Source organism: Nocardioides zhouii (assembly GCF_004137345.1).
GTDB classification, from domain to species: domain Bacteria; phylum Actinomycetota; class Actinomycetes; order Propionibacteriales; family Nocardioidaceae; genus Nocardioides; species Nocardioides zhouii.
In genome coordinates this window covers 25,157-37,736 of the sequence record NZ_SDWV01000029.1, presented here as the reverse complement: position 1 = coordinate 37,736, position 12,580 = coordinate 25,157, and the positions used below count along the sequence as shown (strand labels likewise).

At 70.4% G+C, this 12,580-nt stretch carries 17 protein-coding genes and 1 pseudogene; 9 read left to right on the top strand and 9 right to left on the bottom strand.

Annotated features, from left to right (window positions below; all coding sequences use genetic code 11):
- The first annotated feature begins 97 nt into the window (after positions 1 to 97).
- The 5 genes from EUA94_RS20315 to EUA94_RS20295 are packed head-to-tail and all read left to right on the top strand — an operon-like array spanning position 98 to position 3,807.
- Entirely contained in the window at positions 98 to 484 is a 387-nt protein-coding gene (locus tag EUA94_RS20315) for an EVE domain-containing protein (protein WP_165357075.1), read from the top strand.
- 24 nt (positions 485 to 508) lie between these two features.
- Positions 509 to 1,549, top strand: a complete 1,041-nt coding sequence (locus EUA94_RS20310; protein ID WP_129428672.1) for an LLM class F420-dependent oxidoreductase — start codon at positions 509 to 511, stop codon at positions 1,547 to 1,549.
- 4 nt (positions 1,550 to 1,553) lie between these two features.
- Positions 1,554 to 2,429, top strand: a complete 876-nt coding sequence (locus tag EUA94_RS20305) for an oxygenase MpaB family protein (protein ID WP_129428671.1) — start codon at positions 1,554 to 1,556, stop codon at positions 2,427 to 2,429.
- Positions 2,422 to 3,570, top strand: a complete 1,149-nt coding sequence (locus EUA94_RS20300) for an acyl-CoA dehydrogenase family protein (RefSeq protein ID WP_129428670.1) — start codon at positions 2,422 to 2,424, stop codon at positions 3,568 to 3,570. The genes EUA94_RS20305 and EUA94_RS20300 overlap by 8 nt, the downstream gene beginning before the upstream one ends.
- Positions 3,571 to 3,591: 21 nt before the next feature.
- Positions 3,592 to 3,807 carry an amphi-Trp domain-containing protein gene (locus tag EUA94_RS20295; RefSeq protein ID WP_129428669.1) on the top strand — a complete coding sequence of 72 codons (216 nt, stop codon included), beginning with the start codon at positions 3,592 to 3,594 and terminating at the stop codon, positions 3,805 to 3,807.
- Positions 3,808 to 3,814: 7 nt separating this feature from the next.
- Here EUA94_RS20295 and EUA94_RS22795 read toward each other — a convergent pair whose 3' ends face one another.
- Both EUA94_RS22795 and EUA94_RS23195 read right to left on the bottom strand, forming a co-directional pair.
- Positions 3,815 to 4,228: a nitroreductase family protein gene (locus tag EUA94_RS22795; protein WP_242495065.1), complete on the bottom strand. Its 414-nt coding sequence runs from the start codon at positions 4,226 to 4,228 to the stop codon at positions 3,815 to 3,817.
- Positions 4,229 to 4,302: 74 nt separating this feature from the next.
- Positions 4,303 to 4,467, bottom strand: a pseudogene (locus EUA94_RS23195) (hypothetical protein); the annotation flags it as partial.
- A 79-nt stretch (positions 4,468 to 4,546) separates the two neighbouring features.
- Between EUA94_RS23195 and EUA94_RS20285 the strand changes: the two are divergent.
- The gene (locus tag EUA94_RS20285) at positions 4,547 to 5,341 is read left to right on the top strand and encodes a DinB family protein (RefSeq protein ID WP_129428668.1); all 795 of its coding nucleotides are present in this window, start codon (positions 4,547 to 4,549) and stop codon (positions 5,339 to 5,341) included.
- Here EUA94_RS20285 and EUA94_RS20280 read toward each other — a convergent pair.
- From EUA94_RS20280 to EUA94_RS20270, 3 genes are read right to left on the bottom strand one after another with little or no spacing between them, the layout of a single operon-like run.
- Complete coding sequence (locus EUA94_RS20280) at positions 5,305 to 6,279, bottom strand: NAD(P)/FAD-dependent oxidoreductase (RefSeq protein WP_129428667.1); 975 nt, start codon at positions 6,277 to 6,279, stop codon at positions 5,305 to 5,307. The genes EUA94_RS20285 and EUA94_RS20280 overlap by 37 nt on opposite strands.
- On the bottom strand, positions 6,276 to 7,499 hold the full coding sequence (locus EUA94_RS20275) for an FAD-dependent oxidoreductase (RefSeq protein WP_129428666.1): 1,224 nt from the start codon (positions 7,497 to 7,499) through the stop codon (positions 6,276 to 6,278). Before EUA94_RS20275 ends, EUA94_RS20280 begins: the two co-directional genes overlap by 4 nt.
- 23 nt (positions 7,500 to 7,522) lie before the next feature.
- Positions 7,523 to 8,212, bottom strand: a complete 690-nt coding sequence (locus tag EUA94_RS20270) for a GAF and ANTAR domain-containing protein (RefSeq protein ID WP_165357074.1) — start codon at positions 8,210 to 8,212, stop codon at positions 7,523 to 7,525.
- A 56-nt stretch (positions 8,213 to 8,268) separates the two neighbouring features.
- On the opposite strand from EUA94_RS20270, the gene EUA94_RS20265 reads away from it, so the two are divergent.
- The gene (locus EUA94_RS20265; RefSeq protein WP_129428664.1) at positions 8,269 to 8,451 is read left to right on the top strand and encodes a PspC domain-containing protein; all 183 of its coding nucleotides are present in this window, start codon (positions 8,269 to 8,271) and stop codon (positions 8,449 to 8,451) included.
- On the opposite strand, the gene EUA94_RS20260 is transcribed toward EUA94_RS20265, so the two are convergent.
- Positions 8,432 to 9,079 (bottom strand): potassium channel family protein, encoded by a 648-nt coding sequence (locus tag EUA94_RS20260; protein WP_129428663.1) that lies wholly within the window; start codon positions 9,077 to 9,079, stop codon positions 8,432 to 8,434. The two genes, EUA94_RS20265 and EUA94_RS20260, sit on opposite strands and share 20 nt — an antisense overlap.
- A gap of 32 nt (positions 9,080 to 9,111) precedes the next feature.
- Positions 9,112 to 10,479 (bottom strand): DUF222 domain-containing protein, encoded by a 1,368-nt coding sequence (locus EUA94_RS20255; RefSeq protein WP_129428662.1) that lies wholly within the window; start codon positions 10,477 to 10,479, stop codon positions 9,112 to 9,114.
- A gap of 109 nt (positions 10,480 to 10,588) precedes the next feature.
- Here EUA94_RS20255 and EUA94_RS22480 point away from each other — a divergent pair, with 109 nt between their 5' ends.
- Positions 10,589 to 11,287 carry an NYN domain-containing protein gene (locus EUA94_RS22480; RefSeq protein ID WP_207210670.1) on the top strand — a complete coding sequence of 233 codons (699 nt, stop codon included), beginning with the start codon at positions 10,589 to 10,591 and terminating at the stop codon, positions 11,285 to 11,287.
- A gap of 8 nt (positions 11,288 to 11,295) precedes the next feature.
- Positions 11,296 to 11,853 (top strand): hypothetical protein, encoded by a 558-nt coding sequence (locus tag EUA94_RS22475; RefSeq protein ID WP_207210668.1) that lies wholly within the window; start codon positions 11,296 to 11,298, stop codon positions 11,851 to 11,853.
- A 2-nt stretch (positions 11,854 to 11,855) separates the two neighbouring features.
- Here EUA94_RS22475 and EUA94_RS20245 read toward each other — a convergent pair whose 3' ends face one another.
- Entirely contained in the window at positions 11,856 to 12,155 is a 300-nt protein-coding gene (locus EUA94_RS20245; protein ID WP_129428661.1) for a hypothetical protein, read from the bottom strand.
- A 14-nt stretch (positions 12,156 to 12,169) separates the two neighbouring features.
- Complete coding sequence (locus EUA94_RS20240) at positions 12,170 to 12,580, bottom strand: hypothetical protein (RefSeq protein ID WP_129428660.1); 411 nt, start codon at positions 12,578 to 12,580, stop codon at positions 12,170 to 12,172.

Sequence of the window (12,580 nt, the reverse complement as noted above, 5' to 3'; positions counted from 1 at the left end):
AATGCGTACACGTGTCCGAGCTGTTGCCCCTGATCCAGCCGCGCGAGGGCAACATCGCGGACACGTGTTGTCGGACCCCCGCCCTAGCGTCGGGGGCATGACACGCACCTGGGTCCTCGTGGCTTCCCGCGACCACGCCCGCCGCGGGCTGGAGGGCGGGTTCGTGATGGCCAACCACGGCAAGCGGGCACCGGTGGCGCGGATGAGCGTGGCCGACCGGATCCTGATCTACTCCCCGACCACCACGTTCCCGAAGGGCGAGCCGCTCAAGGCGATCACCATGGTCGGCGAAGTCACGGGTGATGAGCCCGAGCCCAGTCCGGTGATCGAGGGTGGCTTCCGGCGAGCCGCGACCCTCCGGGAGATCGAGCCGATCCCGCTCGCCGATGTGCGTGACCACTTACCCACCAGCAAGATCCGCTTCGGCTTCTTCGAGCTCCCCGCCGAGGACGCTGCGGCGATCTGGTCCCTCTTGCCATCGTGACAGTGAAACTGTCACAGTTGCGGCATGCGTCTCGCCACCCTCCTCATGTACGACGGAAACCCCCGCAGCGCGGCCGACCAGGTCGTCACCCTGGAGAAGGCCGGGCTCGACAGCGTGTGGGTCGCGGAGGCGTACGGCTTCGACTCCCCCACGCTGATGGGCTACCTCGCAGCGAAGACCGACACGATCCAGATCGGGTCGGGCATCCTCAACATCTACTCGCGTACGCCGGGCGCGCTGCTGCAGACCGCCGCCGGCCTCGACAACGTCAGCGGGGGCCGCGCGATCCTCGGCATCGGGGTGAGCGGCCCGCAGGTGATCGAGGGCTTCCACGGCGTTCCGTACAAGAAGCCGATGGCGCGGACCCAGGAGGTCGTCGAGATCATCCGGAGCGGCCTCAAGCGTGAGCCGCTGACCGCGAATGGCGAGTTCCACCTCCCGCTGACCAAGGACGACGGCGCCGTCACTGGGCTCGGCAAGCCGCTCAAGCTGCTGACCAAGCCCGAGCGCGACACGATCCCGATCTGGATCGCGGCCCTCGGCCCCAAGAACGTCGAGCAGACCGCCGAGATCGCCGACGGCTGGATCCCCCACCTCTTCCACCCCGAGAAGGCGCACCTGGTCTGGGGCGACGCGCTCGCGACCGGCAACGCCAAGCGGCAGGAGGGACTCGCTCCCCTGCAGGTGATGGCGGGCGGCATGGTCGCGATCGGCGAGGGCCCGGAGACCAAGGCGCTGCTCGACTTCGCGCGGCCGATCTTCGCCCTCTACGTCGGCGGCATGGGCGCCAAGGGAAAGAACTTCTACAACGACGTCGCACGGTCTTATGGGTACGAGAAGGAGGCCGAGGAGATCCAGGACCTCTACCTCTCCGGCAAGAAGAAGGAGGCCGAGGCGCTCATCCCCACCGAGTGGCTGGAGGCCGCCAACCTCGTCGGCCCCGAGTCGTACGTCAAGGAGCGGATCGCCGCCTTCCGGGAGGCCGGCGTCACCGACCTCAACATCACGCCCGTCTCCGACGACCCCGCGGCCACCGTCGCGCAGGTCAAGGAATGGGTGTCCTGAGCCCGTGCACTCGCCCGGTCGCTTCGCCCACCTCCACCGGATCCAGCAGCTGGACCCGGAGGTCGACTTCGACGAGATCCTGCGGCTGACGGCGCGCTTCGAGTTCCCCTGGGACTACGTCCAGGGCACCGGCATCGCCTTCATGCGCGACTACGGCATCCCGTCGATCGCGGCGCTGCTCGACCGGACGCGCGAGTTCGAGGACCACGGCGTCAAGCGCTACGACGACACCATCCTGATCGGTGACGAGGCGACCCTCGACGGCATCGACTCGACCCGCTCCCACGCCGCGCTGCGCCGGCTCAACCGGATCCACGGCCACTACGACATCCCGCAGGACGAGCTCGCGTACGTCCTGGCCACCACCATCGTCGGGCCGGTCCGGTGGATCGAGGCCTACGGCTGGCGCTCCCTCGACCCGCACGAGCTGGTCGCGATCACGAGGGTGACGACCCGCTTCGGCGAGCTGATGGGCATCAAGGGCCTGCCCACGACGTACGACGGCTACCTCACGCTGCTCGTCGACTACGAGCGCCAGCACTTCGCCCACACCCCGGCCAGCACCAGGCTCGCCGAGGCGTCGATCCGGATCGCGCGCGAGGTGGCGCCGCCGCCCCTGCGACCACTGCTGCGCCGCGTCACGATCGCGGTGATGGACGAGCCGCTGCGCGAGGCGCTCGGCCTGCCGCGCCAGCCACGCTGGTTCGTCCGCTCTGTCCGACGCGGCCTGCGGCTGCGCGGACGTCTGCTCCGGCTCGCGCCGCCGCGACGGACGGCGTACGCCCACCGTCCCACGACCTATCCCGACGGGCACCGCCTGGAAGACCTCGGTCCCCTCGCGATGCTCGACGCCCTGAACACCAAGGAGTCACATGCCTGACCGCCCCAGCATCCTCGAGCAGGAGCACGAGGACTTCCGCGCCGTCGCGCGCGCGTTCTTCGACAAGGAGGTCGTGCCCTTCCACGAGCAGTGGGAGCGCGACGGCATCGTCGACCGCGAGGTGTGGCGCAAGGCGGGCGAGCGCGGGCTGCTGTGCTTCGACGTCGACGAGGCCTTCGGCGGGCCCGGCATCGCGGACTTCCGCTACAACATGGTGCTCGCCGAGGAGTCGGCGCGCGCCGGCGCCTCCGGCCCGGGCTTCGCCGTGCACAGCGACATCATCGTCCCCTACATCTCCTCCCTCGGGACCGACGAGCAGAAGCAGCGCTGGCTGCCGGGCTGCGTGTCCGGCGACCTGGTGACCGCGATCGCGATGACCGAGCCGGGCGCGGGCTCGGACCTCCAGGGGATCCGTACGTCGGCCGTCGACGCGGGCGACCACTACGTCCTCAACGGGTCGAAGACCTTCATCTCCAACGGCATCCTGGCCGACCTGGTCATCGTCGTCTGCCGCACCGACCCCGACGCCGGCCACCAGGGCATCTCGCTGCTTGTCGTCGAGCGCGGCATGGAGGGCTTCGAGCGCGGCCGCAACCTCGAGAAGATGGGGCTGCACGCCCAGGACACGGCCGAGCTGTCGTTCACCGACGTCCATGTGCCGAAGGAGAACCTGCTCGGCGAGGCGGGGTCGGGATTCGTCTCGCTCATGCAGAACCTGCCGCAGGAGCGGATCTCCATCGGCTGCATCGCGGTCGCCGCGATCGAGCACGTCCTCGACCTGTGCCTGACGTACGCCAAGGAGCGCGAGGCGTTCGGCAAGCCGATCGGGAAGTTCCAGCACAACCGCTTCGTGCTGGCCGAGATGGCGACCGAGGCCCACATCGCGAGGGTCTTCATCAACGACTGCGTGCTGCGGCTCAACGCCGGCGAGGTCGACACCGCGCTGGCGTCGATGGCGAAGTGGTGGACCACCGAGCTCCAGAAGCGGGTCGTGGACGCGGGCGTCCAGCTGCACGGCGGCTACGGGTACATGAACGAGTACCCGATCTCCAAGGCGTACACCGACTCGCGGATCCAGACGATCTACGGCGGGACCACCGAGATCCAGAAGGAGATCATCGGGCGGATGCTCGGGTTGTAGCCACTGGCTAGGTTCGGGAGCATGGACCTCTTCGAGATGGACGAGACCCGGACCATGACCCGCGAGGACGCCGCCGCCAAGCTGCGCGCACTCGCCGACTCGCTCGCGAAGCACAACTCGGTGGAGTTCGCCCGCGACGGCGGCCGCATCACCGTCGCGGTGCCCGACGAGGTGAACCTCAAGGTCGAGGTGGAGCTCGGCGAGTCCAACGAGGTGGAGATCGAGCTCACCTGGTAGGTCGCGCTCAGCGCACCGGCAGGCCCAGCCGCTCGAGCGCCTCGCGCAGCCGGTGTCGCCCGGCCATCGACTCCGGACCGGCGAGCCGCGTCAGCACCCGGTCGGTCCACGCACCGGCGAGGCCGTGGCGGGCGTTGTAGGTCGCCAGCCTCTCGTCGTACGTCGCCAGGTGGGCGTCGGCCAGCCCGGCGTCGTACTGCTCGTGGTGCAGCACCGCCTGCTGCGGCAGCCGCGGCTTGACCCCGGCATCCTCCGTCGGGTCGGGGCGACCCACCGCGAGACCGAAGGCGGCGATGGCGTGCGGGGGCAGCCCGAGCTCGGCGGCCACCTCCTCGGGGCGGTTGCGGATCGCTCCGACGTAGCACGACCCCAGACCGAGGGCCTCGGCCGCGACGACGGCGTTCTGTGCGGCGAGCGCCACGTCGATGAAGCCGATGAGGGCCGTCTCCAGGGCTGGAGGTTCGACGACGTCGGCGCCGACTGTGCCGCGGCGACCAGGGTGCGCAGGTCTCCCTCGGAGACCTCGCCGGGCAGGAAGCGGCGTACGGAGCGGTGCGCGAGCTGGACCCGGACCGAGTCGGGCACCGGCGGGAGGTCGTCGTACGGGTCGCCGTAGCGCTGGTTCCAGCCGGTCTCCACTGCGTGCCCCGTGGTCGTCATAAAGCAACAATATCTACTGACTTACTTGTCTTGATCGAACCGGTCGCCGATCGTCCGCAACACCTTCTAGCCTGTGCCCATGAGCGACTTCAGCGAACAGGACCTCTCGGGGTCGAGCTTCCAGCAGGTCGACCTCTCGGGAAGCACGTTCCGCCAGGTCGACATGAGCGGTCTGGACCTCCGTGAGGTCAACCTCAGCAACACCCGGGTGCGGGCGGCCTACTTCGACGGGGTCCGGATGACCGGTGTCGAGATCCCCGACCTGGAGATCTACGGCGAGGTCGTACGGCTCCTCGTCAACGGCGTCGACGTGGTGCCGCTCGTGGAGGCCGAGCTCAACCGACGGATGCCCGAGCGCGCGCTGATGTCGCCGACCGACGTGGCCGGCTTCCGGGACGCGTTCGCGACGATGGACCGGCTCTGGGGCGAGACGATGGCGCTCGCCCGGACGCTCCCGACCGAGAAGCTCCACGAGCAGGTCGACGGCGAGTGGTCGTTCATCGAGACCCTGCGCCACCTGGGCTTCGCGCACGCCTGCTGGGTCGGCGGCGTGGTCCTCGCACAGCCCTCACCGTGGCACCCGCTCGACCTCCCGTGGGACGAGGCGCCCGTCCTCGACGGAGTGCCGTGGGCACGGCGGATCCGCCCGGAGCTCCACGAGGTCATGGCGCAGCGGCAGCAGAGGCGCAGGACGGTGGCGGAGGTGCTCGACGGGCTGTCCGAGGCCGCCCTGGCCCGCCCCGTCACCTCGGCCACGCCGTTCCTCACCGACGCCACCGGGCTCACGGCCGCCGACTGCCTCCGGGTCGTCCTCAGCGAGGAGTGGGAGCACCGGCTCTACGCCGAGCGCGACCTGTCCGCACTCAGCCGCTGACCCAGCTCGCGCCCGAGGCGGGTGCCGGAGAGCCAGGCCGTCTCGACCTTGGGCGACGGGCCCCAGCCGTCGCCGCACACGGCGACCGGGCCGCCCGGACCGTCGACGAGGGCGTACGACGCCTCGCGCCGGCCGACCGGCCGGGCGAACGTCCACCGGTGGAGGTGGACGTCCTCAGGCTCGTCGAGGTGGAGCAGTCGACGGAGGCCGGCGACCATCTCCGGCGCCGCTGCCGACGGGTCGGCGAGGTGGCGCGCGGCCAGGTCGGGCGTCGAGTGGGCGACCAGGACCGGGGCGTCGTCGCCGCGCCGGCGGCCGTCGTCGGCGATCCAGCCGATCACCGGGTCGTCGTTGACGAAGGCGCCCTCGAACCGTCCGGACGGGCTCACGCCGTCCCAGGTGCGGGCGGGCCACCGGGCGGCGAGGGCGAGCACGGGCTCCCACGCGCGGTCGAGGACGTCGGCCACGGGATGGCCGTCGACGAGCCGACGCGCCTGCGGATCGGGCATCGCGAGGACGACGGCCTGCGCTCCGCCGCGTACCTCGTCGACGCTCGCGACCTCGACGCGCTCCACGTCCAGGTCGAGCGCCAGGTCCTCGACCAGCGAGCGAAGACCACGAGGCGCACCCCAGCGCACCGGACCGACCTTGTCAGCCGCCTCGGCGTCGCCCAGCACCGTGAAGGTGTCGGTCCAGCGTGCCGCGAGCCCGCGCCCGGCCCAGTCCTCCACCACGGCGAGGAACTCCGGGTCGGCGGCGGTGAGGTAGGACGCACCGAGGTCCACCGGTCGCTCCCACAGCCGGCGCGACGCCATCCGGCCGCCGGGCACGTGACCGCGATCGACGACGCGGACGCTCAGGCCCGCGACCCGCAGCTCGCGCGCGCAGGCCACCCCGGCCAGCCCGGCGCCGACGACCACGACCTCCGGCGTCGTCACAGGATCACCTCGGCGGCCCGCTGGCCACTGACCAGCGCGCCCTGGATGGAGCCGGTGTCGCGGTGGTCGCCGCAGACGATCACGTCGCCCACCCGCAACGGCTGGCGCGAGACGTACGGCGCGGGCTGCGCCGGGAGGGCGTCGGGGACCTCGTGGCGGACCACCACCTCCCAGCCGCGGGTGTCGGCGCCGAGCAGGTCGCCGGCGTGGCGGCGCATCGACGCCTCGTCGGTGTCGCGGCCGGGTCCCATCAGCGCGGAGCCCTCCAGGAGGTGGCGTCCCGCCGGTGCGTAGGACGGAGCCGCCCGGGACACGACGGCGGCGTTGACGAGGGGGCCGGTCGGTGTGCGTCGCGCGTCGACGTGGAGCAGGTCGGTGTCGGGAGCATCCGGCGCCGCCCACCACATGGTGACGACGCCCTTGGTGGTCGTCGCCGGCACGGTGGTCAGTGCGGCCGCCGCGGCCGCACCAGTGGCGACGACGACATGGTCGGCGGTCCAGGTGCCGGCGTCGGTGCCGACCGACGTACCCGTGACGACGTGGACCCGCTCGCCGAGGTGCACCCGGTCGCCGAGCGTCGCGGCGATCTGGACGGGCAGGGCGGTCATGCCCGCGCGGGGCAGGGCGGGCACACCCGTGGCGAACATCCAGGTCAGCAGCAGCGCGAAGCGGTCGGCGGTGCTGCCGTCGTCCTCGAGCAGGACGCCGGCGAAGAAGCGGTCGACCACCCGGCGCAGCAGACCGTCGACGCCCGCGGCGTCCAGGGCCGTACGCCGGTCCACGTCGGCGCGCGCACCGATCACCTCCTCGAGCGAGGTCCCACGGCGCGGCCGCATCAGCGGTGCCGCCCACCGTGCGAGTGCCGCGACCTCCCGCGGGCGACGTACGACCGCGCGCAGGGTCTGCGGGAGGAGGGCAGGCTCGCGCAGGGGGTGCCCGAGCACGGCGAGCCCGGTCTCGGTGCGGGCGGCGACGCCCGCGCCGAAGGGCTGGAGGCCCAGGGCGTCGACGTCCACCCAGCGACGTACGGCGGGGTACGCGGGGTTGAGCAGCTGGAAGCCGCGGTCGACGAGGAAGCCGTCGATCCGCTCGGTGCGGATCCGGCCGCCGACGACGTCGGCGGCCTCCAGCACCACGACGTCACGGCCCGCCTCGGTCAGCGCCTGCGCACAGCGCAGCCCGGCCAGCCCTGCTCCCACGACGACCACGTCTGCGTGCACATGACGACCCTAGAGAGCGACTCCTAGGTCGTCGGGAGCTGGCGGGTCGTGACGATCTGCTGGGCCAGGACCCGGAGCTTGACGTTGTTCTGCTGCGACATCCGGCTCAGCACCGAGAACGCGCGGTCCGGGTCGAGGTCGAAGCGCTCCATGAGGATGCCCGTGGCCTGGGCGATGACCGTACGGCCTCCGAGGGCCGTCTCCAGCTGCTGCACCTTCTGGGCGGCCGCGAGCGCCACACTCACGTGGGCGGCGAGCGCGAGGCCGTCGTGGACGTCCTCGTCGGTGAAGGCCGAGGCGTCCTTGCCGTAGAGGTTGAGCGCGCCGAGGTCCTGGTCGGTCAGGTACAACCGGTAGCTCACGCTGCTGCGGATTCCGAGTCGCTCCACGACCCGAGGACCCCAGCTGGGCCAGCGGTCGTCGGTGGACAGGTCGTCGCTGCGGACCGTGTGGTCCTCGCGCAGCGCGTCGAGGCACGGGCCCTCGTCGAGCTCGTGCTGCAGGACGTCGATCTCCTTCAGCGCGTCGTTGCTCGTCGCATGGGTGTCGATGCGATCACCACGATGGACCACGCACACGCCCGCCGCGGCGCACCCCGGGATGATCTCGGTCGCGAGCATGACCGCTCGCTGCATGGCCTCCTGCGGACTGTCGTCCTGCATCTCGCGCGCGGCGGCGGCGAGCTCGTCGCGGAGGTCGTCGTCGGGGGACACCTGTGGATCATGACTCACAATGCAGACGCCGCCCATCACCGGGGTAGACATGGACCATGTCGTCCCTCCTCGTGCGTCCCCGTCGCGGCAAGATCATCGCCGGCGTCTGCGCCGGCCTCGCGGACCGGTTCGGCATCTCCCGCGGCCTGGTGCGGCTCGGCTTCGTCGTCTTCGGCCTGGTGGGCGCGGGCGAGATCGCCTACATCATCGCGTGGATCATCATGCCCAAGGGCGACTGACGCCCTCGTCCGCCTCGACCTGACGCACCAGCCAGGCGGCTACCCCGGCCGTGATGGCACCGATGCACGCGATGCCCACGACCATCAGGGCGACTGCGACGAAGCGCCCGGTCGTCGTGACAGGGAAGTGGTCGCCATAGCCCACCGTGGTGACCGTGGTGGCCGACCACCAGAGCGCGTCACCGAAGGTCGTGATGTTGGCGCCCGCGGCGTCCTGCTCCGCATCGAGCACTGCGACGGCGCCCAGACCGAGTGCCATGACGGCTGTCCCTGCGACGTACGTCGTCACGCGGCCGACCATCGATCCCACGGCAGAGCGGTTCAGCACGCGCGCGAACGCCAGTAGCCGGAGAAGCCGGAGAGGACGAAGCATCTGGAGCACGATGAGCGCCACGTCGTACCAGTGCGCGAGGGCGTAGCGCCGGCGCTCGTCGGCCAGGTAGAGGCGTGCGACAAAGTCGAGCGTGAATGCGACCCACACGGTCCAGCTCGCGACCTCGAGGACGGAGCGGACATCAGGATCCATTCGAGGGTCGACGACTGGCCAGGCATAGGCCACGAGGAAGGCAACGGCGAGCAGCAGGAGCGGGACCTCGGCGCGCCGTTCCCAGCGCTGGACTCGTGTCATGACGGCACCCTAGAACCGCGAGCCCTCAGCCCTCAGGCGGCGAGCTCGAACAGGGCCTGGCTCAGCTCGGCCTCGGCCGGGCTCATCTCCGGGCAGGTCCGCAGGCGTCGGGTCCCCGAGTGGTCGACGAGGTACGTCGCGCCGTGCGGGTCACGCCAGACGTAGATCCCCGGAAAGGGTTGTCGCACCTGCCAGCCGGCGTGGGTCTTGATGCGATGGTGGAAGGAGGTCATCGGACCGTAGTTGCCGATCCGCGACTGGCCCGGCGGTCCGCGGTGGCGGTAGGCGCGGGTGTGGTCGATCTGGTGGGACCGGGTCGTGCTCGCTCCCCACGGGAAGCTGTCAGCCGGAGTCATCAGGCGCACGGCCTCGCGGTGGCGATCAGGGATCTCGTAGGCATCGACCGGCGCCTGACCCTCGAGATCGAGGACGGGCCGGATCGTGAACCGGGCATGGGGGCCGAGGTGGTCGCGGACCCAGGCTTCCGTCACTGGCCCGTGCCCTTCCACGCGGGTGACGCCGGTCGGTTCGGCGCCGGCGTAGGTGTGCACGTTGACGGTGACAGCGGGCAGGATCGTCGACCAGTCCACATCCGGTCGATCGGCCTCGTCCGGTCGGTCGCGCCACGCCATGAAAGCCTCCATCAGCGCCACCGCCTCGAGAGGATCGGCCAGGATCGCGACCGCCTTCACCCGCCGGGTGTCCAGGTCATCGGTGTCACCGAGGCTCGCGAGCACGTCGGCGAACCACTGGACGCGCGCGTCGAAGAGGGCGATGACGGGGAACGGGCCGCGGATGAAGAAGCTGCGCATGCCGTCCTGCGTGGATCGAGTCGGGCTGGCCACCTGTCGCCTCGCGTTGTCCCGCTCCTTGCGCGCCGCCGCCTCGGGGTCGCTGGCGACGACCAGGCCGGTGACCATGTCCTCGAAACGTGACCACGGGATGCGCCCGTCGGCGGACTCGGCGACCCGCTCGTCGACGTACGACGCCTGGTCGACGCTCAGGTCGCGCGTGCGGCGCGCGACGAACCGGGCGTACGACGCCTTCACCTCGAGCACCTCCACGCGTCGCCACAGCTGCGGCAGCCGGATCATCAGGTCGAGGGCGTCGGCCATCAGCGAGTGCGCCGAACCCGTCGAGATCCCGAGCCGCCCGCCGAGCGCGGCCGCCGCGAACTCCGTGACGTCGGGCGTGCCGACACCGCCGAACCGCCTCGCCCGCTCCCGACCGGGAAACCGGCTGATCGCGGGATCGAGCGTCTCGGGGTTGTTGACGATCGCCACCTGCACCGCGATCCGGAGGACCTGCGCCTCGCACTCGCGCTGGGTGCGCGACACCTCGTCGGCGTGATCGAGGAGCTCGGCCTCGGTCAGCTCCTCGAGAGTGGTGGTCAGGTGCATACGTCCACTCAAGCAGGAGGGTCCGACAGTCGGTTGGGGTCGGATGACGGGCTGTGGAGGGTCCCTGGAAACCTCTGCTCTGGAAGGTCGGTCGGGCTAGGTTCGCTCCATGTCGTCTGCGCCCGCGGCCCTGTATCTCGACTTCGACAATGTCTTCGGGGGCTTGCTCAAGCTCGACCCTCGCGTGGCGCTTCGTTTCGCAGAGGCGCCATCCGAATGGGTCGGTCGCCTCGCTACCGAGCTGTTGACCGAGAACGAACGCCGCTGGCTCGTGCTCCGGTGCTACATGAACCCGGCGGGCTGGGTCCCTGCTCCGGCGGGAGATGGCTCCCGGTTGTACTTCTCAAAGTTTCGACCCCAGTTCACCGACGCGGGATTCGAGGTCATCGACTGCCCACGCTTGACCCACACCAAGAACGGCGCAGACATTCGCCTCGTGCTTGATGCCGCAGAGGCGCTGGGGGCCTCCGTGCGGTACGACGAGTTCGTCATCGCGTCAGGTGACTCGGACATGACGCCCCTGTTGGTGCGTCTGAGAGCTGCCGACCGACGCGTCACCGTGCTTTCACCCTCCGATGCCGCAGAGGTTCTGGGCGCGATCTCAGATCGCCTTGTGGGCGAGCAGAACTCACCGAGCTACTCGACGAGCGCATCGATGACCTCACTCTTCGGGACCTTCCGGCAGTCGCGACCGAAGACTCCGGAGCCGTCGACACTCCGGACCCTCCGATCGTCGACTCTCACGAAGCCAGGGCTCGTTTCGCGCACGAAATCCGTCAGCGGTATGACGACGCGTCCGCACCGCTGAATCTGGCCATGCTTGCGCACCAGATGCGCGACGACCTCGCGCCACTGGTGTCAACAACCGGATGGTTCGGCTACGGATCGTTCACCCGCGCACTCCAGGCGCAGTCTCTTCCTGACGTACGGATGTCGCATCACCACGTGTGGGACGCAAGCAGGCATGAGGCTCCCGATGACGAGGAACCGAGGTCCAATGTGCCCGGCGCACCCGACGCAGTTGCACGGATCACCACGGAACTTCGATTGCCGGGCCTGGCGAGCGCCGCGTGGCACGAGATCTACACGACGCTCGCGGCGTTCATCGCGGCCTACGAGTTCAACCTGACCGAGGCGACACGCTGGTCCCGTGACCAACTGGTTCAGCGCGGGGTGGAGGTCAACCGCCGAGCCGTCACGGTCGTTGCGCAAGGAGCAGCGTATGGCGGGAGCCCGCTCTACCAGAAGCCAGCTCCGACGGCCGCGGAGCTGGGCGAAGCCTTCGTCGCCAACCTGTTGAACCGCGCATCCGCGGCCGACATCGAGCTCACACCCGATGAGGTAACGGCTGTCCGGTCGTGGTTCGGCATCTGACCTCAGCCCTCGCGCCTCTCGTGCAGCCGCTGCTCCGCCTCGGCGCGGAACGCCAGGCACGGTGCATCCTCGTCGGGGTGCTTCTCGACGAGGTGGAAGATCCAGCGGTCCATCGCGGCCATGAAGCCGTTGTCGGCGCCGGCGCGGTGCGTCGACCACGCGCTGTCACCGCGGGTCACGCACGACGTGCAGCTGATGCGATAGAGGAACTGCTGTTCCCTGTCGAGGTCGATCTTCACGCGGGCGAGCGGGCCTGCCTGCGCGGCAGCCTTCCTCTCCCGGGCGGAGCGGCTCGCCACCATGAGGCCTCCTTGGGTCAGCGGGGACGCCCGACCGTACGCCGCTCGGCGCCGCTCGTCGCGATCGCGGCGCCGAGGCCGACGAGCCCGATCAAGAGGAGGGCATCGCGACGGTCGTCGGCCTGCTGCTGCTGGACGGAGATGAGGGCGAGGTACTCGACGGGGGTGTCTCTCGAGGCGCGGGTCTCCTCCGAGGGCTCGTCGGGCGCCATGACGAAGAACGTCGTGAGAGCGGCGGCAGCAAGCAGCACGCCGATGGCGAGCCGGACCACCTCCATCGGGTGCACGGTGGTCGCACCCCCTCGACCGGCAGCCTCGGCGCGCTCGCGATCCACCTTCGCCCACGCGGTGGCTTGTTCGGGCGTCCTCGAGCGAGTGACCTGCGACGGCGCGGACTGCTCGAGCTGGTGCGGCTGCTCGGTGGACAT